The following is a 26732-nucleotide window of genomic DNA, read 5'->3' as shown; positions in this document are numbered from 1 at the left end:
TGCTCTTCTAATGGTGATGCAAAAAAAAATTCAAAAAATATCAAAATAAAAATAGGGTATTCTAAAACATACCTGTAATACCTATACAGGCACCATAAAAATTGCCAATAAAATTTTAGTAATAACATCTAAGCCCCTAGAATTATGAAACAACATTACTATCTCAATGATCAACCCGCGATATGGTCTAATCATATAAAACAAGTTGGTTTTCCAGACCAGCAAAAAGGAGTAACACTACACAAAGTACTTCTTAGTTAATCATTATCAAATAGCATCAAAATATCACTCAAGTATGTCTGCATAGCATACCTGAGTTTGTAATGTAAAAACAATTCCAATTATTAATAAACCCCTTAATTATGAAACTTCTTTTGCCCGATATTTATCGAGAAATTACCAAAAGATTACGAATACTTCTTTTTACAATGTTGTGTTCTTTGGTTACTTCTTTCTCTTATGCTCAAACAGAAACAGAACCCAATAACACACCCGATGAAAGTGGTGTAATTACATTTACCGGAACTCAGGAGTTCTTCGGAAACGTTTCTGCTGTTGACCCTACAGATTATTGGCGTATCGCAAAGTCTCCAATAGCAAGTGGCTCTGTAAGTATGTCGGTAATATCGCGAACAGGATCAAGACAGATCCCAGTGTTTTTAGAAAAAAGGTCAGGAAGCTACTCCGGAACTTTAATTTCAGAACAGGAAATACATCCTGGGACCGATCAATCGAATAGAGCTTTTACTCTGGATTATACCGGAGATTTTTACTATTCGATACGTTTGGGAAGAGCAGATGGATCGATCGTAGGTGGGTATGCCTACCGAGTTAATTTTCCTAATTGTCGTGTGCTTTTTGATGTGGATGTACTTACTTCCACGCCTTTTAGTAATCAAATTCGGATAGATGGTGTTTCAGCCGGTTTCGGGTCATTATACATGGTAAAAATAAATACCATAAATAGCTTTACAGATCCTCAAGAAGGCTTTTTTACTCCAACGATCGATGGAACTAACTACAGTGGTTCAGGTGAACAAATCGTATATTTTGGAGGTGGTGTAGCTAATACTACCATTACAAACCTTTCTCCCAACACTAGCTACTACCTTAAAGCTTGGGCTTATGATGATTGTGATAGTGGTGAATTTAAAAGATCTACAAACGGAACTGTTTTTACCGCAACTACATGTGGAGCAGCTCCTGCTACAGCAACAGCTTTAGAGTTGCTACCAAACAACGAGAATTCTGCCTATGTAAGCTCTATCACAGGAGCTACAGCAGCCTCAACACGATTTGTGGTAAAAGTAAACACCACCAATAATTTTACGGCACCTACAAACGGAAGTACACTACCTACAACCAATACAGTTTATGGCGGTGGAGAACAAGTGGTATATGCAGGAGATTCTGCAACTCCAAATGCTTTAGTTACCGGATTAACTACTGGGACTGAATATTTCTTTAAAGTATATAGTGCAACGCTGTGCGGAGGAACTCATTATTTTGAATCTACAGGAGTTACCTCATCAATAACACCAGTTTGTTCAGCACCTAATAGCAATAATGGTATTTATTTATATGCAGAACCCACCAATCTACATAACTCTATTGGCGTTGTAAATTTTACAGGAAACAATAATGCAGATGGTAAGATCATGTATATGAGTGATGCAAATAGTTTTACATTACCTACTACCTTACCCGTTGCTTCATTACCTACCGCCAACTCAGATTACTCTGGACAAACAGGTCAAGTTGCCATTTATACGGGTGCAGCAACAGGCTTCAGGGTAACCACTACCGGACTTGATCCAAATACAACATATTATTATGCTGCTGTAAATTACAAAGAGTGTAATGGTGTATTGTACTTTTTCCCAACTGGTATTTATAGCCAACAAACTACCTGTGGTGTTACTTCAGAATTAGCATCAGGTGCAGTGGTAAACAATGTCGATGCAACCGCTATGGACCTAAACTCTTTTACAGCGTCAACGGCAGCGGTAAACGCTCCGGATGGGTATGTTATTAAAATGAATACGACCAACAGCTTTACACCACTAGCTATTGGTACGGCACTACCATCAGGAAATACTGTATATGGTGGCGGAGAACAAGTAATCTATTCAGGAACTTCAGTTACTCCAAATCTTAATATCACAGGTCTTTCTGAAGGAACGCAATATTTCTTTACAATTTACGGGTACAAAGATTGTAATGGCACACCAGTTTATCAACAAACAGGATATACTTTTTCCCAATTTACATTAGGTCTTAACTTTACCCCTCCAACCTTAACGTATGGTAGTGGAGCTACAACTCTGAATGCTACAACGACCAGTACCGGGGCTATTTCATATAGCTTGGTAAATGATACTACCGGAGCTTCTATAGTAGGGAGTGATATTACTCCGGGTAACAGAGGTACCACAACTGTGCGAGTAACAGTAGCTGCAGATGGTATTTACCAGGGAATTTCTAAGGATTATAGTGTAAATATTGTAAAAGGTAATCCTATAATCACCTGGAATCCGCCTGCCAGTATCGAAGCTGGAGTACCCATAGATGCGAGCTACCTAAATGCCGTTACAAACGTTACTGGTACTTTTGAGTATTATCAATTTTATAATTCAAATAATAATACATTCTCTCAAAGTATTATTGAAGGGGTAACTTTTTTTAGCAGCTTTTTTCCAATTGGTAATTTGTATACTCGTTTTGTTCCAGATGATATAAATTATAATGTTGCTGTCGGAAGTACGTCAATTTCGGTTGTAACGTCAAATATAATAGAAATCCTCCCCAATGACGCCATTAAGGCTTTAGGTGGCTCAGATCCAGCTTTAACACACACTATGAGTGGTACATTAACAGGTGGAGATGTAATTTGGGTTCCACTAAAAAGAGAACCAGGAGAAACCTTGGGAACTTATGTGATTTCTGTAGATCAAACCGCACAAGCCCCTGCTAGTTTTGACCGTTTAGGCGTGTGTCCTGCAGGTATTTGTATAGGAAGAGAAAACCCATTTGGAGATGAAGGAGAGATCGTATCGACTACAGGAAATTATGATATACGCTTACAAACAGGAACGTTTACCATTAGCGATAAAGAACAGGTAACCATTACGTTAAACCCATCTGATCTGGGTACTAGCAATTATACTGGAAATCCAAGAAATGCAATAACAGCATCCAGCATTACAGTCACTGCTACAGGAAACCCAGCTTCTCCTGCACCAAATTTAATTTTTACCTATTCTGGTAATAATTATTTAGGTAATCCATATGGTCCATCAACTACACCCCCAACCAATGCAGGTTTTTATGCTGTAACTGCTAGTGTTGATCCAGCTGATGTTAATTATTTTGGGTCTGCTACAGGTAATTTTAGAATCGAACAGTATCGTTTTACTATTACCCCAGATAATCCTCAAGTAAAAGCATATGATGGATCACCTAAAGCTTTTGAGGCTACAGTAACTGGACTATCAGGAGAAAATGTACCGGTGAGAGTATTGTATGATATTGATCTAGGCCCAGGGATTTTATATACCGAAGCAGCACCTACTGAGGTGGGACAATATACGGTCTCAATACTTACCAATGGTGCAGTTAATTATTATATTAGCTATGAAGGTTCTTTTACCATTACAGATAAACAATTAGTAACCATTAATCTGGCAGATCTTACGCAGTCTTATGATGGTACTCCAAAACCGGTAACTATAAGTAGTATTGAAACCAGTCCTGGTGTAGCAGCTACACCCGCTCCTACGGTGCATACTAGGTATCAAGGAATTAACGGTACTTTTTACTCTTTAAGTTCGATAGCTCCTAGACCCGCAGGAGAATATAAAGTCTCTGTATATGTTGATGCAGCAGATGCTAATTTTGCGGGAGCTACTCATCAAGTACTTACTATTCAGGATAAAACATTGGTTACCTTTACCATGGATCCTGCCGATCTTAATGCGACGTATAATGGAAATGCCCAAGGTGTTGATATTACTAGTATAAAAGACGACAATGGAATTGATGTGACTCCAACGTATACCGTAATGTATAGCGGTGAAGATAGTCATGGTAATTCGTACGGGCCATCTGCAACACCGCCAACAAACGCTGGAGATTACACCATAGTAGCAGAGGTAGATGCTGCAGATCCAACCTATAGAGGGCGTAATGAAGAAGATTTTACGATCAACGAAATAGCGCTTACCCTTACTGCCGATGCAAAAAGTAAAACCTATGGTGATGCAGATCCGGCTTTGACGTATCAACTTACCTCTGGAGCACTTATAGGCGGTGATGTATTAACAGGAGATTTATCTCGTGTTGCAGGTGAAAACGTAGGGACCTATGCGATACAGCAAGGAACCGTAACCGCAGGTGTAAACTATAACATCACTTTTGTGTCTAATGACGTAACTATTGGTCAAAGAGCCATCGAAGTTACTGCTGATGCAAAATCTAAAATTTATGGTGATGCCGATCCGGCATTGACCTATCAGATTACATCAGGAAATCTCGTAGGAAGTGATGCATTTATCGGAATCATGACCCGTATTGCAGGAGAAGATGTAGGTACGTATGCCATCCAACAAGATACCTTTACTGCCGGAGCAAATTATAACCTAACTTTTGTTCCTAATGATGTAACAATAACTCCAAGAGCAATTGAGATCACTGCAGATGCAAAGTCTAAGACCTATGGAGATGCAGACCCTGCATTAACTTATCAAATTACGAGCGGTGCATTACAATTTAGCGATGTTTTTACAGGAACTTTAACCAGAGTACTAGGTGAAGATGCAGGAACATACGCAATCCAACAAGGAACCATAAGCGCAGGAAGTAACTATACGTTAAGTTTTGTGCCAAATGACTTAACAATTGGCCAAAGAGCTATCGAAATTACAGTCGATGCAAAGTTGAAGACTTATGGAGATGCAGACCCTGCATTAACCTATCAGATTACTGTAGGAGGATTACAATTTAGTGATTCTTTTACCGGAAGCCTTTCAAGAGTAGCAGGTGAAGATGTAGGAAACTATGCTATCCAGCAAGGAACGGTAACCGCAGGTGATAATTATAACATAACATTTGTTACAAATGATCTAACGATTGGTCAAAGAGCTATACAAATTACTGCAGATGCATTGAACAAAGTGTATGGAGATGCAGACCCTGCATTTACTTACCAAATTACTAGTGGTTCACTAGTGTTTAGTGATGCCTTTACAGGGAGTTTAACTCGTGTGGCAGGAGAAAATGTAGGTAACTATGCCATTAATCAAGGTACTGTAGCCCTTAATGCAAATTATAACCTAACTTATGTAGGAGATGATCTTACTATAGGTCAAAGAGCAATCGAAGTTACTGCCGATGCCAAATCTAAAATTTATGGTGATGCAGACCCTGCATTGACCTACCAGATTACGTCAGGAAGTCTAGTAGGAAGTGATGCATTTATCGGAATCATGACTCGTGTCGCAGGTGAAAATGTAGGTACATACGCTATTCTACAAGATACCTTTACTGCTGGAGCAAACTATAACATCGCTTTTATATCGAATGACTTAACAATTGGTCAAAGAGCTATCGAAGTTACCGCTGATGCAAAAACTAAAACGTATGGTGATGCAGATCCAACCCTAACCTATCAAATTACTTCGGGTGCATTACAGTTTAGTGATGCCTTTACCGGAGTCTTATCTAGAGATGCCGGGCAAGCACAAGGAAACTATGCGATCAATCAAGGAACTTTATCCCTTGGAGGAAACTATAATATTTCTTTCGTAAGCAATAACTTATCTATTGGATATCGTCATATAATTATAGCAGCAGTCGCACCATTACCTCAAAAAGTATATGGAGATGCTGACCCATCATTTAACTTTCCTTATAGAATAGTGCAAGGTTCATTAGCTTTTGATGATAGCTTAGAAACTTTAGGAACAAGTAGATTTTCAGGAGAAGATGTAGGAAGCTATCGTATAGGAGGTTTAGAAGCAAGATTTACATCTACTAACGGAGGAGAATCATCTTATACATATTCATTTACTGGAGCGGCTTCTATTGTATTACAGATTACTCCAAGAGCACTAGAAGTAACCGCAGATGCAAAATCTAAAACATATGGTGATGCTGATCCAACTTTAAGTTATCAGATCACTAATGGTGCATTACAGTTTAGTGATGCTTTCACAGGAAATTTAAATAGAGTCACTGGTGAAGATGTAGGAACGTATGCAATTAATCAAGGAACCTTATCTGCCGGAAGTAACTATACAATGACCTATGTTGGTAATAGTCTTACCATTGATCAAAGAGCTATTGAGATCACAGCAGATGCATTAAACAAAGCCTATGGAGATACCGATCCTGCACTTACTTATCAAATCACTACAGGTTCATTAGCCTTTAGCGATGCATTTACAGGAAGTTTAACTCGTGTAGCTGGTGAAGATTTGGGAACTTATGCTATAAACCAGGGTACAGTAGCTCTTAATGCCAACTATAACCTAACATATGTAGGTGCTAATTTTGAAATTACACAACGTCCTATTACCCTAATTGCCGAGGTAAAATCAAAGACTTATGGTGATGCAGACCCTGCACTTACTTATGGAATACTAAGCGGTTCATTAGTAAATAGTGACGTGTTAACAGGAGCTCTAACACGTGAGCCTGGTGAAAATGTAGGATTTTATAGAATTAATCTTGGTACAATAGACAACCCTAATTATAACATCTCTTTTATTCCTGATAATTTGAATATCAGTGCTAGAGACATTGAAGTAACTGCAGATGCAAAATCTAAAACTTACGGTGATGTTGACCCTGCGCTAACCTATCAACTTACCTCAGGAACATTACAATTTAGTGATGCCCTATCTGGAAGCTTATCTAGAGTTGCAGGAGAAGATGCAGGAAACTATGCCATCCAACAAGGAAGTGTAACCGCAGGTGGTAATTACAACATCGCATTTGTTGCAAATGATCTAACGATTGGTCAAAGAGCAATTGAAGTAACTGCGGATGCTAAAAATAAGGAATATGGAAATGCAGATCCTGCATTCACCTATCAGATTACTTCGGGAAGCTTAGCTGGAAGTGATACACTTACAGGAAACTTAGATAGAGCAACTGGTGAGGATGTAGGTACATATGCCATAAATCAAGGTACCCTGGATAACTCCAATTATGCTATTACTTTTATTGGTAATGACCTAAGTATTACTGTTAGAACAATTCTTGTAGCTCCAAGTAGCTTACAAAAAATATATGGTGAGAGTGATCCAGAATTAAATTTCAGCATTTTAGGACCCCCTTTGGTTTTTGGAGACACTTTCACAGGAAGTTTATCTAGAGCAGCAGGAGAAGATGTAGGATCATATGAAATTAATCAAGGTACACTCTCTTTAAATAATAATTATAGTGTATTTGTCTTACCAAGTCGATTTACTATTAATCCTAGATCTATTGAAATAACTGCAGATGTACAATCTAAAACGTATGGAGATACGGATCTAGCGTTAACCTACCAAATTACTAATGGTTCATTAGCTTTCAGTGATGCATTCACAGGCAGCTTAACTCGTATACCTGGTGAAGATGTAGGAGCGTATGCAATACAACAAGGAAGTGTGGCGCTAAATGCTAACTATGACCTAAGTTATATAGGAAATGATTTTACGATTGGTCAAAGAGTGATTGAGATCACGGCTGATGCCAAATCTAAAACTTATGGTGATACAGATCCTACGCTGACTTATCAAATTACTTCAGGTAGTTTACTTAGTGGTGACACAGTTACAGGTAGTTTAACTCGTATGGCGGGTGAAAATGCAGGTAACTATGCGATACAACAAGGAAGTGTTGCTGTGAACGCAAACTATGCGATCAACTTTGTAAGTAATGACCTTGCGATTGGCCAAAGAGCAATTGAAGTTACCGCTGATGCTCAATCTAAAACGTATGGAGATATAGATCCAGCGTTAACCTATCAACTTACTGCTGGAACATTACAATTGGGTGATGCTCTTTCTGGAAGTTTATCAAGAATAGCGGGAGAAGATGCAGGAAACTATGCCATCCAGCAAGGAACGGTAACTGCAGGTAGCAACTATAACATCAATTTTATATCTAATGATCTTACAATTGGTCAAAGAGCTATTGAAATTACTGCTGATGCAGCTAGTAAAACCTTTGGAGATGCAGATCCAGCACTAACGTATCAAATCACAGCAGGTGTATTACAATTTGGTGATATATTCTCAGGAAGTTTATCTAGAGTAGTGGGTGAAGATGTAGGAAACTATGCTATCCAACAAGGAAGTTTAACTTTAGGAACGAATTACAGCATAAGTTATACTGGTAACACCTTGACTATTGGTCAGGCTTCTCAGTCCATCACTTTTGGCCCACTTGCCAATGTAAACTTTGGTAATTCAAATTTCAACTTGAATGCCACCGCTTCTTCTGGGTTATTAGTATCCTATACTAGCTCAGATCCTTCCGTAGCAACTGTTTCAGGAAATACAGTAACAATAATTGGAATGGGAACCACTACTATTACAGCTTCACAAGCTGGTGATGCAAATTGGAACGCAGCAAACGATGTTACACAGGTATTAACAGTTACTGAAGGGTGTCCAATTAATGAATTGCCTATAGACAATTTTGAAGTACAAGCATATAGTGAAACCTGTACCGATAAAAACAATGGAGCCATATTCATCAACGCGGTTCAGGAATTAGATTATGTCACCACCATCAATAACCAAACGTATAATTTTTCTTCTCATGTTTTAGTAACCGATCTAGAGCCGGGAACCTATCCAGTATGTATAAGTATAGAAGGATATGAAAACTGTGAACAATGTTTTGAATTGGTTATCGAAGAAGCCCCGATACTAGATGGTAAAACATCTGTAAGTGGTGTGACCGCCAACAAACAAGTAGTTGTAGAAATCGAAACAGGTACAGCTCCGTTTACTGTAAGCGTTAATGATCAAGTAGTTGGTGAATTTGATACCAAGACCTTCCTTATCGAAGCTCAAAATGGAGATAAGATCGATGTAACTTCAAGCGTTGCTTGTGAGGGAAAAATCTCAACCGCAATTGACCTATTCGATCAAATGTCTGTTTTCCCTAATCCTACTAAAGCTAATGTTACCTTAGCATTACCTAAGTTTGGAAGTAATATGGTGGCAGTGAGTATTCACAATGCTATAGGAACCGTGGTTTCTTCAAATGTATATAGCGTAGTGGCCAGCAAAGTTGAATTGCCTATGGAAAATCTTCCGACAGGAGTATACTTTGTAACTATTAATGAAGGAACATCCAGAACTTTTAAAATCATTAAAGAGTAAATCTAGAACATCCCTGTCTGTATAGCAGACAGGGTTTTGTTACCCTTTATAATCAAAAATAAAAACAAATGAAAAATATATATATCACCATATGTACCGCATTGCTACTTTTAGGTTGTAGCGATGATGAAGGAAGCATTACGCTCAAAGATCCTTTCAATATTGATGCGACTCCAACGATACCCAGTTTGGTATACCCTACAAACAATTTGGTATGCACCAACTTTGATTTAAATTTTCAATGGAACCCCGCTACCTCTGATATTACGAATGAATTTATGTATGAGATTGAAATTGCTACGCAACCTACATTTGAAAATATTTTACTTACGGCAAATACGTCTCAAACTTCAGTAATTTTCAATCTTGAAAAAGGAACTACCTACTTCTGGAGAATAAAAGCATTTGATAATAATGGAAACGAAAGTCCATACACATCGGTTCAAGCTTTTATCACAGAACCCGATCCTGGGATAAACACAATTCCTTATGTTCCAGAATTAATTACTCCAGCATTACGATCTACTTTAACAGAAAACAACATAACATTAGAGTGGAATGGCGCAGATGCCGATGGAGATCCTCTGCTCTATGATGTATACTTTGGGGAAACCAACCCTCCTGCGCTATTCGCCGAAAACTTAGCAAGCTCATTTGCAGAAGTAACACTAGATGCAAATAAAGAATACTTTTGGAGAGTCGTTGTTAAAGACGATCAACAAGGGGTTTCAATTGGTCAAGTCTGGAGTTTTAAAACAGACTAAATAAGGGGATTTGGGGGAGGAAGAAATTCTTCCCCTTTTTCATTGTAAAACTATTGGAAACGGATAGATTTTGTAGGGGATATTTTTGAAACTATAAAAGATGGAATCAATAACATCAATAAACACAATAGCATTGTACCCAGGTTAAGTAATAGAATATGTCCGGCATTAATGTATACTGGAGCTGTACTCACATAATAGGTCTCAGGATTGAGCCCTACCACACCATATTGGTCTTGAATAAACAATACACCAATACCGATCAAATTTCCCCAGAATAGACCTATTAATATTAAATACGCTGCATTATATAAAAACACTTTTCGTATACTCCAATCCGATGTACCTAGTGCTTTTAGTATCCCAATCATAGGGGTTTTTTCTAAAATTAGCACCAATAATGCCGTGATCATATTAATACCAGCAACCAGAATGATAATAGCAATGATCCCAATTATGTTGAGGTCAAAAAGTTTAAGCCATTCAAAAATTGTTGCATACTTCAGGGTAATGGTTTGACTATCTAGTGTCGAAGGAATATTTTCATAAATCTCCTGTCCCTTTGAGTTAATCTCATTGAAATCATCAATGAAGACTTCAAAATTTCCAACCTCATCCTTTTTCCATTTATTCATACGCTGGATATGTCGAATATCTGCAAAAAGATACGTCTCATCAAACTCCTGAAATCCCGAATTATAAATACCCACAATCTTGAAAGCCCGTATAAATGGTTGTGAATTTGATTTGGCCTTTTTCTTTAAAAAATAAGTAATCGCTTTATCACCTATTTTGAGTCCTAACCGATTGGCTATGTGAGAAGACAAAAGAATCTCATCATTTAGTTTTGCGCTAAAATCAGGTAGCTTACCAGCTACGAGGTATTCTTTAAAATAATTCCAATTATAATCTTTATCTACTCCTTTTACCACTACCCCGTCAAAATCTGTGGCAGTGCGTATAAGTCCCATTTTGGTAGCAACTGCCTGCATATGTACAATACCACTAACTTCAGGAAAATCAGGATAAAACTGTTGGTTTTTTGAAACTGGGATTAAAGATTCTACACTACTATTGTTATCAAAACTAGTAACCAGTATATGTCCATTAAATGCGGCAACTTTTTCGCGTATTTTACGTTGTAAACCTATGCCCGTAGCAACGGTAATTAGCATCATTATCATTCCAATGGCAATAGCCGAAATGGCAATTTTTATAATTGGAGTCGAAATGCTACTTTTATGTTCCTTACCTTTGATGAGGCGTTTGGCTATAAAATACTCGAAATTCAAGCTTAACTATGGTTTTTATTAGAAATGCATTCAAAAATACATTTTTATTCTTTTGTACGGTTCTTATTTCTTGTGGAAGTAGTACAAAAGTATCTTCACAAGAAGTTAATGAGGAAGTTCTGGATACCATCACTAAGAAAAAAACCACAGAAACTGTTCTTACTCAACCCATTCTTGTTGGTGCCAATCAAACCTTAGAATATTTACCTTTACTAGAAGAAAAAAATGTAGCCATAGTTGGAAACCAAACATCAGTAATTTTTAAATATCCCAATATTGCCACAATATTTGAAAGTGAGCAAGGAATGCGCGCTCTTAAATTTAAACAATATACCCACCTAGTTGACTCATTATTATCAAGGAATATCAAAATTAAGAAAGTATTTGCGCCAGAACATGGTTTTAGAGGTAAAGCAGATGCAGGAGAATTGGTTGCAGACGGAAAAGATATCAAGACAGGACTTCCTGTTGTTTCATTATATGGAAAAAACAAAAAACCATCCAAAAAATCTCTTTCAGGAATTGATATTGTAGTCTTCGATATTCAAGATGTTGGCGTTAGATTTTATACCTATATATCAACGTTGCATTATGTAATGCAGGCTTGTGCAGAAAATAATATTCCTGTCCTTATTCTGGATCGCCCAAATCCAAATGCACATTATATAGATGGCCCCACTATGGAGCCCGAACATACTAGTTTTTTGGGAGTACACCCAATTCCTTTGGTGCATGGAATGACCATTGGCGAATATGCCAAAATGGTGAATGGCGAAGGTTGGCTGGGAGAAGGGCTTACGTGTGATATCACCATTATTCCGGTTAAAAATTATACACATAAAACTGCATATAGTCTACCTATTCGACCATCACCAAATTTACCAAATGATAAAGCTATCAATTTGTACCCAAGTCTTGGCTTTTTTGAAGGTACCACCATTAATGCCGGTCGCGGTACAGAAACACAGTTTCAAATTTATGGATCTCCAGATTTAGCAATAGAGAAATATGATTATGCCTATACTCCGAAACCTAATTTTGGAGCAAAATACCCTAAACATCGGGGTGAAGTATGCTATGGGAATGACCTTAGAAAAATCCCACGGCTAAGTAGAATAAATCTTGAATGGTTGGTTAATGCCTATAAAAACTCCAAAGACAAGGAAAAATTCTTTAACACAAAGTCATTTACTGCGCATGCCGGCACCCAGAAATTACAACAACAAATTATTGATGGAGTAAGTGCCACACAAATTAAAAAATCATGGAGTGAAGGTCTCAGGGCTTACAAAGAAAAAAGAAAGAAATATCTATTATATAAATAACATATAACTCAAGATATTCTTGCTATTTCAACAAAAATTATCCAATCGTTTTTTTGGCCGCTAATTTTTAGTTCAAATTTTCCTATTTGAGAATAATTATCATACCTTAGAAGTCCATCAAAAAGTAAATTACTTTACAACAACACTAACCGGGTGTATATTACCTAATTAATAAGTAATACTAAATCAATTAACTATGAAAACAAAGATCCTTATTCTACTCAGTGCATTTGCTTTGCTATGTACTGTTGATTCACAGGCTCAAAAATTAAAAAAATTCGGTGGTTTAACTGAAAAAAAGATTGGTCCAAAGACTATCAAAGTACCTTATACAGATGTCGTTACATATCTTGGGTATGCTGCTCCAGGTAATGAAGATGAAGTAAAAGACAATAAGAAGTTTTACTATATCTACGTATGGATTCCAGCGGTTGCTCCAGAATTAGGAGTGAGAATGATGTCTCCGGTAGGAAAAACCAAAGTTAAAGGTGCTACAATGTCCAAGTCTTATGAAGAAAATGCTGGCTCAGAAGAATATTTTGATACCTATATCACTTTGGAGCGATCAGATATCATAAGTAAAGATAAAATTAGCGATGAAGCTGTAAAAGCAGCTAAATGGGTTACACTAGAACGTAATGATGATAGTGGTGAAATGCCAAAACAACCCAGCGGAAGCAGTTACAACTCTTTATTAAGATATAAAAGTGAAGCTAGCGACCCTCTTAAAGCGTTAACCGCTGGACTTTATAGAATAGGTTTTACGACTTTTAAAACAGGAGAAGTAAAAGGTACTTTTCTTGCGCAAGTAGCAGCTCCAATTAAATTACCTGGAGTTGTAATGGCTAAAACTATAGAGGATTTAAAAAAAGGATTATAATAATAGATCCAAAATAAGACATACACCCGATTAGGTTAAAGTATTCCCATGTTTTTTGTAAAAGCATGGGAGTACTTTTTTATAAAGGCATTTTTGCCTTCATTTTCTCAACAATATTATAAGCTGCCGGGCAAATTGTAACATTCTTTAAAGTAAGGTTTGAGATCTGCTGAAACTTTTTACGATCTGTATGTGGGTATTCGCGACAGGCTTTAGGTCTTACTTCATAGATAGAACAATAATTATCTGCGCCCAAAAAAGTACATGGTACTTGCTGCAGCACCAAATCGCCATCTTCATCTTGTCTTAAGTATTGCTCTTCAAATTTTTGAGGTTTCATTTTGAAGAATTTGGCAATTCTTTCCACATCCTTATCTGTGAATAATGGCCCCGTAGTTTTACAGCAATTTGCACATTCCAGGCAATCTGTTCTTTCAAACTCTTCGTCATGCAATTGCTGCATCATCTGGTCAAGTTTCTTTGGTGGCTTTTTTTTAAGCTTCGCAAAGAACTTTTTGTTTTCGTTATGTTTATCTTTGGCCAACTGTGGCAACTGATCAATAAATTCTTGCATAGGTACAAAATTACACCTTAAGGATTACCAAATAGCATTATGAGCAAAGATATTTTTGGAGAAGCAATAAAAGACCATTACAATCAGAATTCTACTGAAGATATTATTGTTCAGGCACCAGATTTTGATGATGATATAATTCCTACGGCCTATCTCTTCAGATCTTACCAAGAGATGCCATCAATAGAGCAAAGAGCATTGGATTTATCCAAAGGAAAAACATTGGACATTGGTTGCGGCGCTGGAAGTCATAGTTTATATCTTCAGAATGAAAAAAAGCTGGATGTAACTGCAATAGACGTTTCTCAAGGCGGTATTGAAATTGCCAAAAAAAGAGGGGTTCGCCAGGCCTATGTTGAAAATGTTTATCATCTTCAAGATGTAAAATTTGATACCTTATTATTACTTATGAACGGGAGCGGAATTATTGGTAAATTAAATAATATTGATCGATTTTTATCCCACATTAAAACACTATTGCACCCAAACGGACAAGTACTTATAGATTCTTCAGATATTTCATACTTGTTTACTGATGAAGATGGAGGTTTTTGGATAGACGCTTCTGCAGGATATTATGGCGAAATGCAGTATCGATTACAATATAAAAATAAACAATCTGATTGGTTTGACTGGTTATATATAGACTTCAATACTTTACAAAATGCTGCCAATGCTCATGGATTTTTATGCGAATTAATACTGGAAGGAGAAAGTTATGATTATTTAGCTCGACTAACATTGCCAACTTAATTTTATAGCATTTTAGCATTACTGGTACAATGTTTGTGGCTAAAACTCTATTCTAAAAACAATGTTAAACCTAAAAACTGGTGTGTAGTAAATTTACTAATTTACCACCAATACAGAAAAAAATAGATACCGTGCAAATAACAAAATTCCTAAGTTACCTTTTTATATCTTCTTTTATTCTTGTTGGATGCTCTGATGATGATAATGATTCACCCTTTGATAACAATCCTTCACAAGCGGCCAACAGACAACCCTTGGGAACTTCGGCCAATGATTTGTTAAGTGATACCAATTTCAAAAGTTTAACAGTCGAGATGGTTGCCGTACAAGGGTTTGAACCCACCGCAACAGCGGTTAATAATTTTAGACAATTTCTAGAGAATAGAGTATTCAAACCCGATGGTATAACCATCAATCTGCGTACTGTGTCGTCTGCTAACAAGGCCCCATTTACCACGGAAGAAATTGCAGAAATAGAAAATGATACTCGTACTCTTTTCAATGCCGGTGATGACATTACTGTCTATGTATATTTTGCAGATGGTAGTAAAGAAGACGATACCACAGAACAGATAACACTAGGAACGGCTTATTTAAATACCTCGGTGGTTATTTATGAAGGCACCTTGCGCCGATTAGGAGGCTCGCGACCAGGTGGCCCTTCACTTAGTGATATAGAAACTGCAGCTTTAAATCATGAATTCGCTCATTTATTGGGATTGGTCAATATTGGTACTCCGTTACAATCTGATCATGAAGATCCTGATTCTAATGGACATTGCAATGTGCCTAATTGTCTTATGGAAGCAGCAATAGAATTTAGTTCAGGTATTATGGGAATGGGAGACAGCGTACCCGAACTAGACGATTTATGTATTGCCGACTTACAAGCTAACGGAGGGAGATAGAAATTGAACATTCTATGCTCCCCGGTCGTTAAGAATTAATCTTTACCAAATACCTTTTCTCCATTTACATAGGTAGCATTTACCTGTATGTTTGGTATTTTGTCTTCTTCAATTTCCATTATATTTTCTTGCAAAACGACAAAATCGGCAAATTTCCCATTGGTAATACTTCCTTTTTCGGTTTCCTCAAAATTACTGTATGCGGCCCAAAGTGTCATTCCTTTCAACGTTTCTTCTCGGGTAAGCGCATTCTCTTTCTGAAAACCTGCTTTTGGATATTGCTTTAAGTCCTTTCTAGCTACTGCAGCATAAAAGGTATAAAAAGGGCTCACATGTTCTACAGGATAATCTGTACCCAGGGCAATCTTACCCGTCTTTTCCAATAGGTCTTTATAGGCATAGGCTCCTTTAATACGTTCTTCTCCTAATCGTTCATCGGCCCAGTACATATCACTGGTAGCATGGGTAGGTTGCACACTCATCACGAGATTATCATTAAGGATCTCAAATTCTTCAGGAGCAACAACTTGAGCATGTTCTACTCTCCATCTTCGGTCAGATTTATTTTTAAGCACTTCATAATAGGTATTCATTACAACGGCATTGGCAGAATCGCCAATAGCATGGGTATTCATCTGAAAAGGAGACCCTGCTAGTCTTTTTGCCAGTTCTTTAAACTCATCAGTACCTATCACCATAGCTCCATAATGATTTTCCTGATCTGAATACGGTTTTTTCAATACAGCACCACGAGATCCCAAAGCACCATCTGCATATACCTTAAAGGAAGATACATTTAATCTATCCGTTTTATGAACGCCACTCTTTAAGTATTGCTCTATATACGCCGGTACATTGCTCACCATGGCATACATTCTTATCTTTAATTCATCCTTTTTTTGAAGGCTATCTACCAGGGCGATTACCTGTGGACTCAATCCCGCATCATCTACCGTAGTCAAACCGTAACTAAAATTAATTTTTTCTGCGTCTTTAAGAGCCTGTACCTGTTCATGTACCCTAGGGTCAGGAATAACAGCCTCTACAAGTCTCATAGGGTTATCAATCAACACCCCTGTGAGCTTTCCATCTTTTTTCACAATCTCTCCTCCTTCTACCGTAGTATTTACTGTGATTTTGGCCATATCCAATGCCTTTTGATTCACCAACATGGCATGACCGTCGACTCTTCTCACTGCCACAGGTGTATTTGGAAAAAGGCTATCCAACTTTTCTTTGGTAGGAAATTCTTTTACCTCCCAATCATTTTGATCCCAACCCCTACCGGTTATAAAACTCAGATTTTTTTCCTTCTGAAAAGCTGCAATACGCTGCAATACCTCATCATAGCTTTTTGTTCCGGTAAGGTCTACTTTTTGCTGTTGTAATCCTAAACCGTAAAAATGGCAATGGGCATCAATTAATCCGGGAACAATTGTTTTTCCTTTTGCATCCAGTGTATCTAATGCCGAATAGCTTTTAAGAATATCCTTTGTACTGCCTATTTTTACAAATTTACCATCTGCAATGACAAAAGCTTCTGCCTTTGGGTTTGAGTCATCAACAGTATATACATTGGCGTTGATAACCAATAAATCTACCGCTGTTTTGGGTGGCTGACAAGAAACTACAAACAGGGTACTAACGAATAAAAGAATAATTTTTTGCATGTTATAGTTGAGTTGATTTGTGTTTACTGGGGCTAAAAATAGGGATAACTTGGTTTTATAGAGGTTAAGATTTTCTTAATATAAGATACCAAGTTTTTAATGTTATTTCCTTTCAAAAAAAAGTTTTAACCACTTTGAACGCTCATGGCTCAAAACTATTTCGGCACTATAATCTGGAGTTAAAATCACCGATAATTGACCCGGTTTATGTGTGGCCAACTTATGTATTGCATCAAGATTCACCAAAAGTTGTCGATTTAACCTAATGAACTTTTCTTGATCCAACATCGTCTGTAATTGATTAAGAGAGTGGTCCAATAAATATGATTCGCCAGTAAAACTTTTGGCAAAAATTAGCCGATCCCGATAGAAATAAGCAATTTCATTGGTTTTCACCGGAATCATACTGTTTCCTGACTTTACCAAAAATAGTTCCTTGAAGTTTTGCTTCTCATGTCTCTTAATTAATTGCGCAATATCTATATTTCTAATCGCCCACTCAATATTCTTATTGGTTTTATAAAACTTCTCCAGCGCACCTTCAAGGTCTTCTATAGAGATGGGTTTCAATAGATAATCAATCCCACTAGTTTTAAAAGCTTTAAGAGCATACTGGTCATATGCTGTAATAAAAATAATAGGAATATCTATCTCTACTCTCTCCAGGATGTCAAATGAAATACCATCAGACAACTGTATATCCATAAAAATTAAGTCTACGTCTCTATGGGTTGAAAACCACTCGACAGCTTCTATTACCGTAGCAATTTGTTTACAGATATTGATGTTATTATCAATTTTGGTAATCAATTTCAAAAAATGATCCCTGGCAGCAGCTTCATCTTCTATGAGGACGGCATTAATATTCATTTGACGTTGGGATTAAGGGAATTGCAACACTAAACTCACTATCGTTCTGAGAGATATGTACTTTTTGTTTGGTGAGAAAGTTATACCTTTTTTTTATGTTCTCTAGTCCTGTCCCTGTGGTATGTTCAGTAATTTTAGGATTATAATTGTTCTTTACTATAAAATAAGATGCATCTGCTTCAAGATAGAGATGTAAAGGTGAATTTTCGTCGATACGATTATGTTTTACAGCATTTTCTATCAATTGTTGTAATACCAACGGAGGTAAACTTTTGTTCCTTAACAATGCTTCATCAATAGTATCATGAACCTGCAATGCATTTTTATAGCGCTCTTTAATAAGGACCAGATATTGTTTTGCCATTTCAAACTCTTGGGAAATCGGGATAAGAGCTTCTTCGTTATTTTGAAGGATATATCGATATACGGCCGCAATATTTTTCAGAAACTGCTGCGCCAACTTACTGTCTTCATCAATAAGATAATACAGTGTGTTGAAATTATTAAACATGAAATGAGGGTCCAGTTGGTTTTTTAAAATCGACAGATTGGCTTTTATAATTTCTTTTTTAAATTCTTCATTTTGGATATGCGATATATAAAATTGATTTCTCCAATTAAATGTAAGAAGGATCAAACCCAATACGGTTGACAAAGAAAGTCCAATCAATACAGCAAATACCATATGTTGCAGCATGGGCGGTTCACTTTTGAGGATAAAATGATCCAACCATTTATAAAAATAAAACAATATCAAAAACAAAAGGGTTCCTACCAAAGCACTACTGGTAAACATCCAAAAATTACTAGCCTTGCGAAGGATCATTTTTTTCTGTAACTGATGCAACGTTTCAAAAACAGCATATATAATACCCATCATCAGCAAAGTGAAGAAAGGGTCGAGCCCGGGTGGTTCTCTAAAATTGGACGCAACAGAGATGATTCCGTACATTACAGTTCCAACAATCAAAACGATCATTATTCTCCATTGTATTGGCAATTTAGGTGATTGCACATCCATTCTAGATATATTTTTGGATTCTAAAAATAGGCAAATATTGACAAAGCAACACTTCTACAATTATGCAATAACCCAAGTTTTTGCTCTATCAAAATGCCTTCATCGTCAAAATATATCAGTTCACGCAGTTATACGCTATACCTATCATCGAAGTATTTGAGTTCACCGATATTGTAAAAAAACCGACTCATGAAGGACTTATTTTTGACATATCAATCTAAAAACAAGATTCTATGAAAATTTTAATGTATGCTTTTTGTGTCGTATTACTTTTTACCACTTTTAGCCTGAATGCCCAAAAAAAAGAAATTCAACTTGCAGGCTATAGTTTTGAAGTCGAGAATTTATCTGACCAAAAATTTATTGATTTTGTAAAAAAAAGACTAGAAAACAGCCAGTTTACTTTTGTAGGTGAACAGCACGGAATTAAAGAAGTGGGTATTTTTACGAATGCCTTATATAATATTGCACAACCCTATGGTTACCATACATTGTGCATAGAGACCGATGCCATCGCCGCTGAAAAAATAAAAGAAATAGCCGCGTCTAGTACTCCGATTGATAATGCAAAAAAGCTACATCAAGAATTTCAGTTTTCTATTCCCTTTTACAATAATGAAGATGATTATGAGCTATTTACCAATGTAGTAAAGAAGCAAGGAGATATTTGGGGTATCGATCAGACATTTATGGTTCAGTTTCGACTCAATTTTGACTATATCATAAAAACCACGAGCCATCAACCCTTAAAAAAGAAACTAAAAGAGTTGAAAAAAGAGGCCGTGATGGCCTATCAAGAAGCGATAACCAATAAAGATTATAACGCCCCGTATATTTTTAAATATGACGAAAAAACACACAAAGATTTACTAAAACTGGCTAAAGACGAAAAAGAAATTGAAATGATCAATCAGCTATGGAACACTAAAGTAATCTATGCCTATAACAACATCACAAAAGAGTATTATAAGAACAATAATACTCGAGGTCAATTAATGAAAAGTAATTTTTTACGATACTATAGAGAGGCAAAAAAGAAAAATAATACCCCAAAGGTAATTTTTAAGCTGGGAGCCAATCATGCCGCAAAAGGATTAACCCGAACAAATATCTATGACATTTCAAACATGGCCAGTGAATTGGCCATCACAAACGACATGCATTCGTTACATTTTGTTGTCATGGGGATTACGGGTAAAACAGCAACAGGAAATCCCTTTACTCCAGATCCGGTAGTCGCATTTGATAACACAAAAAAGTTTCCCGAAGAGGTGCAAAAGGTCCTTCCAACGATAACAAAGAAGTATTATGTTTTAGATTTGACCCCACTTAGAGAACATGCATATTCTAGTTTCTCTGATGCTTTTAAAAAGGTTATTTTTAAATATGATGTTCTTGTTTTGGTGAAGAATGCCGAAGCCTTTAAAGGTTTTTAGTAAAAAACACTTACATATTGGATAACTAGAGAGGCTGTCTAAAAAGTAATGTTTTCTGTCACATTGAGCGGAGTCGAAATGACAGAATTTTGTTTCTTTTACTTTTTAGACAGTTTCTTTTATTTGTTTATAATACCATAAACCATACCCCCTGTTCTCCAGAAAACACCCCGATCAAAAAGGGATATTTTCCCTCTGGTACATTCTAATTATTTGTTTTAGGTTTGCCCGAAACAAAATAGTAAATAAACTGTAACATAATCGTCATATGACGCAGTTTGCTTTATTCAAAACCGCCAAGAAGGCGGTTTTGTTATTTGGTAATAGGTTTTGACTGTTCAATGGTTTATAACTACCTTGTTACAAACCTAGTAAACAAACTGCGTTATGTGGGAAGAAAAATTAGCCATCTATGATCAACTGATCGATAAATGCCCCAGATTTGAAAGAAAGGGTAAAACGATGCCTTACACTTCGGCAAATGGATACATGTTTTCGTTGTTCAATAAAGATGGTGAGATTGGCATTCGATTTTCAAAAGACGTACAAGAAAAGTATTTAAAAAAGTTTGAAACCACCTTATACAAATCTTATGGTGCCACAATGAAGGGATATATATTAATACCCGACAGCATGCTAGAAGATTTAGATGAACTTGCTGTGTATTTAAATGAGAGCTATGACTATGTGATGTCTTTAGAGCCTAAATGATATTTCAAATTTTGGGAAGTTGCCTTACTATTTTATGGAAAACTTCTATGTCTAGACTCTCTTTAGATAAAAATAATTACTATTATACAATTGTATTGCCTCACAATGCGCTAAGAAAAAGGTAAGGTGCAAAAACGAAAAACTTTCAACTCTCCCATTTAATTTACCGCTTTACCAAAGCTCGATTCCGAGTTTAGAACTTTACGTTTAAAACTGATCATTATCATTATTAAACTGGTGTCAACCTGATAACTTTATTCTCTATTCAACCAATTAATTGCCAATAAATTAAAACTCTTTTTTAGTCATGGAATACAATACCATTATCATAGGCGGTGGACTGGCAGGATTAGTCGCAGGAGCCACACTTTCAAAATTCGGAAAAAAAGTACTTTTACTAGAGCAACATCATAAACCTGGGGGCTGTGCAACCACTTTCAAAAGAGGTGATTTAATTATAGAAGTCGGTCTACACGAAATGAGTGGACTAACTGAAAACGGCCCAATAAGGAATATTTTTAAAATGCTTGAAGTAGATAGGAATGTTCAATTCGTACAAGTACCAGAGTTCTATGGAGTAGTTTCTAATAAAGAAGATTTTGTGTTTCCACATGGATATGAGGCAGCAACCAAGGCATTAATAGATCGATATCCTGAAGACGAAAAAGGTATCAAACGCTTTATAAAATTAATTTCTGGAATACGAAAGGAAGCAGTCGAATTACCCCGTACACCATTAAAACGAAAATTGATTTATCCGTTGATGCCGTTGCTTTACCCCAACCTTGTAGAAGCAACTCGACATACGGTTGGATCTTGGTTGGACAAGTATATTACCAATGAAAATGCAAAACTAGATCTCGTAGCACACATTGCGTATTGGGGTGACGACCCTTATACATTATCTATGTTTTACTTTGGTATGCCATTTTCAGGCTTTATTGAGGCCGGAGGTCACTTCATAAAAGGAGGTTCGCAACAGCTCTCCAATTACCTAGCCTCCTATATAGAAAAAAATGGCAGCAGTATTTTATTAGGTAAAACTGCAGAGAAAATCATTACCCATAATAGCAAAGTGACTGGAGTCACCTTCTGTGATAGTTTTAATAAAAGTTCTGAACCTATCACTATTTCATGCGATAATGTTGTAGCCAATTGTGCCATTCCTTTGGTGCCAGCGATGCTGGATGAACCCTATTCCACACAGCTTCAACAAAAAATCAATTCGAAATCAAATTCTTGTTCTCTATTGTGCATGTATCTCGGCTTTAAGACTGATGTAGCAAAATTTGGTGTAAAACACTACTCAAATGTTTTTCAAGGAGATGATGTAAATACCTTAAGGGATATTAAAAAAAACCACCATGGAGATTGGTCCAAACGTAGATTCATTTTTGTAGATTATAACAAGGTAGATTCTGGACTGACGCCACCCAACAAATATGAAGGTGTAATCTGCGCAGTTGATTATCTTGAAAATTGGGAAAATTTAAATGACGTAGACTATAAGGCAAAAAAGGAAGAAATAGCCCAAGTTCTATTGGAACGATTAGAAAAGCAGTTCCCGGGAATTAGAAATAGTATTGAATACTATGAAATTTCTACCCCCAAAACCATTCAAAGATATACCATGAATCCTAGTGGATCTGTATATGGTTATGCTCAAACTAAAGAACAAACAGCAAGTAACCGATTTAGAAATAACTTTTTGATTCCAAATCTGTATTTTGCATCGGCATGGGCATTCCCGGGGGGCGGTTTTGAAGGTTCAATTCAAGGAGGCTTTTTGGCGGCTTTGCAAATGAATCGTGATAAAATTTGGTCAAAATATAATAAGGTCAAGTATGTTGATCAACGAATTGTTCCATTTTTGGATCGTAAAAAAGTCGATGACAAAAAGATCGAATTGAGTTTTGAAAAACCTACCGGATTTCAATATCAAAAAGGACAGTATACCATTCTTAACCTCACAAATCCAAAAGAAACGGCACTGGATTTACCCTATCGTTGGCTTCCTGTAATTTCTTCTGCTGAGGAAGAAAATATTCGTTTTCATATTAAACTAGATGATAGTAGCTTCTCCAAAAGTTGTGAGCAATTAGACAAAGAAGACAAAGCAATGATCTTTGGTCCTATGGGATAGGAATGTTATAGATGAATGATTAAAACAATAATTGTGGAAGGCGCTATTTTTTTCTCTGGTAAGTGTGGTAGTACCAAACAATACAACAAGTGGATAAGTGAAGTCACCGGGTTACCTGTATTTGATATCAAAAATGCTGGTGCCGGTCCCCTCGCTGGCCCAAGCATCTTGCTCGTGCTCACATGTTGCATTATTTAACCAATCCAAACAAAAATCTATCACTATCTATTTCTAGAATTGTTTGATTGCCTTGATAATTTCTTGCACTACTATATTTCCACTCTACGGGATCGGTTACAAAACCGTATTCTACGGGTTGTTATGTATGTAATTGATTTTTTCTTGGATCACTTTGTCAAACTCGCTGTAATCTGTTTCTTGTTCGTAAAAAGCATTCTCGACCGTAAAAACGGCTTCTCTTACAGAAAACCGTTTTTTCTCCATAGTCTCTAAGGAGGCAAATGCCTTTCGGTATCTATCTGCTCCTTTTTTGTTAGAATAAGAAGGAAGGCTATAGGAAGTAGAAAAATGACTTACTGCTTCGTTAATCAATGCTTGTGCTCTTTTTTGCTTTTCTTCTTGCAATCTTTGATGCTGGGCTACCTCGTCTATAGGTTGCTGATTTTGCTGTTGCCGAGTGCTATAGAATTGCGAAGCCGGGAAACCTTGATGCACACCTCCACGATTAAAACCAGGAGTGACCACCTGCATACTAGAAGTTTGAGGGACAGTTGGTGTATCAACAACAGGGGGCTGTGCAAACACCATAGACATCATCCCTAACAAGATGATAGACTTTACAATACTATGTAATCCAGTTAACCTCATTTTTTACAATAGTAATGGCTGCCAGTTTCAAAAAATGAAACTGGCATTTTTTTATTTTAATTAATCCTTAATAGTTTATGCATATGTTGGCAATTCATTGTGATGAGCTTCTTTGGCATAAAACCCAAACCTAAACCCTACCAATGCTTCATATACAAAGCTCTGAATGCTTACGTCATACAGAATAGGTGCATTTAAACTGCGCATCGTACTTATGACACGATATACCTTGGCTTTTGAGACTCCTAATCGAATCGCCAATTGGTCTGGCGATCCTGTAGCTTGTAAACGGATTAATCGATCGATACGTTCGATCATTTCGATTTGTTTCATGATCATACTCATAGTGTGTTTACTTTTTAATGGTTCGTACTTTTTTTATTCTTTCATATGATGCAACACAACTATGTTTACGATTTGTTTAGTTCGTTAAATTTTGTGGGGTAGCTTTTTTTGACGATATGTTATTATTTGGGTTGTTCGATTACTGGAGTGTTGGATTCTTGGATTATTTAGATCTTTCAATACTTCACTCCTGACTTCTTAACTTCTTTATTCTTACCTCCTGGCTCCAGCAAATACCTTCTTGTTGCTTTACAAGTGGTGCCATGACATAAAACAGTCTTACTCTTTTTCTACTTCCTCCATCATCCGGTCGAAAGTGGTGATCCAGCTGTAGAGCTTGCCTCCTAGACTTATTATGGGACTGGATAAAGAATCCATCTCCTGGGTTGATTTGGACAAAAATTGACCCAACTGTTCTTTTATTTCGGGGTTTTCATCCAAGGAAACACTTCTAAAGATGAAATTTTGAGAATTGAGTCGCCTTACAATACTATCACAAGCATCGCATCCCTTGGATGTATAGATAGTGATCTGTTTCTTTGGCTTGACCTTGGGCGGTGGGATATCCAATGCCTCGAATTCCTTTTTCAAGGCCCGTTTTGATAAACTGTCATTTGTTTTTAATGTTTTGGTGTAGACCGGTTGTTTGCCCCGAAATAAAATGATGGTCTTCAAGTGAACCCTGGATGCTGCCGGAACCCTGATCCACCGGGGTTTGGCTCTACTCTGTCCAAAATTAGAGCCCTTTACCTCGAATAGCACATCATAGTCTGTAAAGGTCCTGTTCTCGGCAAAAAAAGCGATACGGTTCCTGGATTTGGTCTCGATCACCCTGACCGTGCCGTCCTGGGCCTGTGCCAAAGCCGCCATAAGACAAAACAATAGGATCAGGGCAGTACATATGGCCCGAGATAAGCCGATTTTCTTTGGATTTGATAATTGCATATTTCAAATATTAATACCATAATCAGTGGTTAATGAATAGTGGATATAAACCTAAAATGGCACTATTAAAACTACTTTACATCAAATATTGGCTCTTGTGCACAAACTATCTTATAAAAAGTGCTGAGACCTATTAAAAATGGGACGAAAAAGAAGTAAAAAGGGATTATGAAATCTGAATACTTTCCAATTTTGAGGGTTCACTCCAAAACCCGGTGTTTTGACTTTTAGTGTTTTTCAAAATCATATTTTTTAAGTGTCAAAACGTATCAAAAAACAAAAAAAGCACTTATCACATTGTGACAAAGGCTTTTTTATTTGCTCTTGTAATACCCATCCCTTATACACAGGCGTCCCGTACCATAATTATCCCTCCACAGCGGTTGATCATCGTCTCCCGTACCTATACATACTCGTCCCGTAAGCATACAATGCCTTCCCGTAAGCTGCATAGTATTTCCCGTATAGTTACTTGAGTTCCCCGTAGGCTGTGGACATGTTTGTAGGTTACGGGAAGACGTTTTTAACCTACGGGACACATATGTATAGTGCTGTGGAGCTTTATGATATATACGGGAACTCTAAAGTAATCATCAGGAAGAGATAAGCAACCTACGGGAAGACTTATAATATATACGGGAAGAGTTTTGTAACCTACAAGGATAGTCTTTTTGTATACAGGCGATATTGTATAAGCTATGGGGCAGGTTTTTTGTTATACAGAGGTCATAAAAAAATCCCGGGACCCTTATAATGATCCCGGGATTAAAAATATATAGTTAAATCTATAATATTCGTCATGCTGAATACTGAAACGAGTGCAGCACAGGCTTGATTCAGTATTTCATTAATATATCTGTCAACAGGTAAGATGAGATCCCAAATCA

General features: G+C 36.8%; 17 protein-coding genes. 9 read left to right on the top strand and 8 right to left on the bottom strand.

Features of this window, described 5'->3' with window-relative positions:
• Positions 1-362: 362 nt before the first annotated feature.
• The gene (locus tag U6A24_RS15290) at positions 363-9380 is read left to right on the top strand and encodes an MBG domain-containing protein (protein ID WP_324180867.1); all 9018 of its coding nucleotides are present in this window, start codon (positions 363-365) and stop codon (positions 9378-9380) included.
• A 68-nt stretch (positions 9381-9448) separates the two neighbouring features.
• Positions 9449-10144 carry a fibronectin type III domain-containing protein gene (locus U6A24_RS15285; protein ID WP_324180866.1) on the top strand — a complete coding sequence of 232 codons (696 nt, stop codon included), beginning with the start codon at positions 9449-9451 and terminating at the stop codon, positions 10142-10144.
• A gap of 50 nt (positions 10145-10194) precedes the next feature.
• Here the strand turns inward: U6A24_RS15285 and U6A24_RS15280 are convergent, their stop codons facing one another.
• The gene (locus U6A24_RS15280; RefSeq protein WP_324180865.1) at positions 10195-11436 is read right to left on the bottom strand and encodes an ABC transporter permease; all 1242 of its coding nucleotides are present in this window, start codon (positions 11434-11436) and stop codon (positions 10195-10197) included.
• A gap of 8 nt (positions 11437-11444) precedes the next feature.
• Between U6A24_RS15280 and U6A24_RS15275 the strand changes: the two genes are divergently transcribed.
• The gene (locus U6A24_RS15275) at positions 11445-12761 is read left to right on the top strand and encodes an exo-beta-N-acetylmuramidase NamZ family protein (RefSeq protein WP_324180864.1); all 1317 of its coding nucleotides are present in this window, start codon (positions 11445-11447) and stop codon (positions 12759-12761) included.
• A 196-nt stretch (positions 12762-12957) separates the two neighbouring features.
• Positions 12958-13641 carry a Lipl32 family lipoprotein gene (locus tag U6A24_RS15270; RefSeq protein ID WP_324180863.1) on the top strand — a complete coding sequence of 228 codons (684 nt, stop codon included), beginning with the start codon at positions 12958-12960 and terminating at the stop codon, positions 13639-13641.
• Between the two features lie 79 nt (positions 13642-13720).
• Here U6A24_RS15270 and U6A24_RS15265 read toward each other — a convergent pair whose 3' ends face one another.
• Entirely contained in the window at positions 13721-14215 is a 495-nt protein-coding gene (locus tag U6A24_RS15265) for a YkgJ family cysteine cluster protein (RefSeq protein WP_324180862.1), read from the bottom strand.
• 39 nt (positions 14216-14254) lie between these two features.
• Between U6A24_RS15265 and U6A24_RS15260 the strand changes: the two genes are divergently transcribed.
• Both U6A24_RS15260 and U6A24_RS15255 read left to right on the top strand, forming a co-directional pair.
• Positions 14255-14968, top strand: a complete 714-nt coding sequence (locus U6A24_RS15260; RefSeq protein WP_324180861.1) for a class I SAM-dependent methyltransferase — start codon at positions 14255-14257, stop codon at positions 14966-14968.
• A gap of 131 nt (positions 14969-15099) precedes the next feature.
• Positions 15100-15876 carry a hypothetical protein gene (locus tag U6A24_RS15255; RefSeq protein WP_324180860.1) on the top strand — a complete coding sequence of 259 codons (777 nt, stop codon included), beginning with the start codon at positions 15100-15102 and terminating at the stop codon, positions 15874-15876.
• 35 nt (positions 15877-15911) lie between these two features.
• On the opposite strand, the gene U6A24_RS15250 is transcribed toward U6A24_RS15255, so the two are convergent.
• The 3 genes from U6A24_RS15250 to U6A24_RS15240 all read right to left on the bottom strand — a co-directional run bounded on the left by U6A24_RS15250 (position 15912) and on the right by U6A24_RS15240 (position 19437).
• Positions 15912-17546 (bottom strand): amidohydrolase, encoded by a 1635-nt coding sequence (locus tag U6A24_RS15250; RefSeq protein ID WP_324180859.1) that lies wholly within the window; start codon positions 17544-17546, stop codon positions 15912-15914.
• 102 nt (positions 17547-17648) lie between these two features.
• On the bottom strand, positions 17649-18416 hold the full coding sequence (locus U6A24_RS15245; protein WP_324180858.1) for a LytR/AlgR family response regulator transcription factor: 768 nt from the start codon (positions 18414-18416) through the stop codon (positions 17649-17651).
• Entirely contained in the window at positions 18406-19437 is a 1032-nt protein-coding gene (locus U6A24_RS15240) for a sensor histidine kinase (RefSeq protein WP_324180857.1), read from the bottom strand. The genes U6A24_RS15245 and U6A24_RS15240 overlap by 11 nt, the downstream gene beginning before the upstream one ends.
• 233 nt (positions 19438-19670) lie before the next feature.
• Between U6A24_RS15240 and U6A24_RS15235 the strand changes: the two genes are divergently transcribed.
• From U6A24_RS15235 to U6A24_RS15225, 3 genes are all read left to right on the top strand, one after another.
• Entirely contained in the window at positions 19671-20873 is a 1203-nt protein-coding gene (locus U6A24_RS15235; protein ID WP_324180856.1) for a hypothetical protein, read from the top strand.
• Between the two features lie 387 nt (positions 20874-21260).
• Complete coding sequence (locus U6A24_RS15230; RefSeq protein ID WP_324180855.1) at positions 21261-21584, top strand: hypothetical protein; 324 nt, start codon at positions 21261-21263, stop codon at positions 21582-21584.
• A 307-nt stretch (positions 21585-21891) separates the two neighbouring features.
• Positions 21892-23727, top strand: a complete 1836-nt coding sequence (locus U6A24_RS15225; RefSeq protein WP_324180854.1) for a phytoene desaturase family protein — start codon at positions 21892-21894, stop codon at positions 23725-23727.
• A 309-nt stretch (positions 23728-24036) separates the two neighbouring features.
• Here the strand turns inward: U6A24_RS15225 and U6A24_RS15220 are convergent, their stop codons facing one another.
• The 3 genes from U6A24_RS15220 to U6A24_RS15210 form a co-directional block, all read right to left on the bottom strand.
• Complete coding sequence (locus tag U6A24_RS15220; RefSeq protein WP_324180853.1) at positions 24037-24555, bottom strand: hypothetical protein; 519 nt, start codon at positions 24553-24555, stop codon at positions 24037-24039.
• A 75-nt stretch (positions 24556-24630) separates the two neighbouring features.
• Positions 24631-24900 carry a hypothetical protein gene (locus tag U6A24_RS15215; RefSeq protein WP_324180852.1) on the bottom strand — a complete coding sequence of 90 codons (270 nt, stop codon included), beginning with the start codon at positions 24898-24900 and terminating at the stop codon, positions 24631-24633.
• A 279-nt stretch (positions 24901-25179) separates the two neighbouring features.
• Positions 25180-25731 carry a glutaredoxin domain-containing protein gene (locus U6A24_RS15210; RefSeq protein WP_324180851.1) on the bottom strand — a complete coding sequence of 184 codons (552 nt, stop codon included), beginning with the start codon at positions 25729-25731 and terminating at the stop codon, positions 25180-25182.
• Positions 25732-26732 lie beyond the last annotated feature (1001 nt).

The sequence above is a fragment of the Aquimarina gracilis genome, assembly GCF_035285365.1.
Taxonomy (GTDB): Bacteria; Bacteroidota; Bacteroidia; order Flavobacteriales; family Flavobacteriaceae; genus Aquimarina; species Aquimarina gracilis.
Note: the sequence above shows the minus strand (reverse complement) of the source record. Positions and strands in the feature narration are given on the sequence as shown.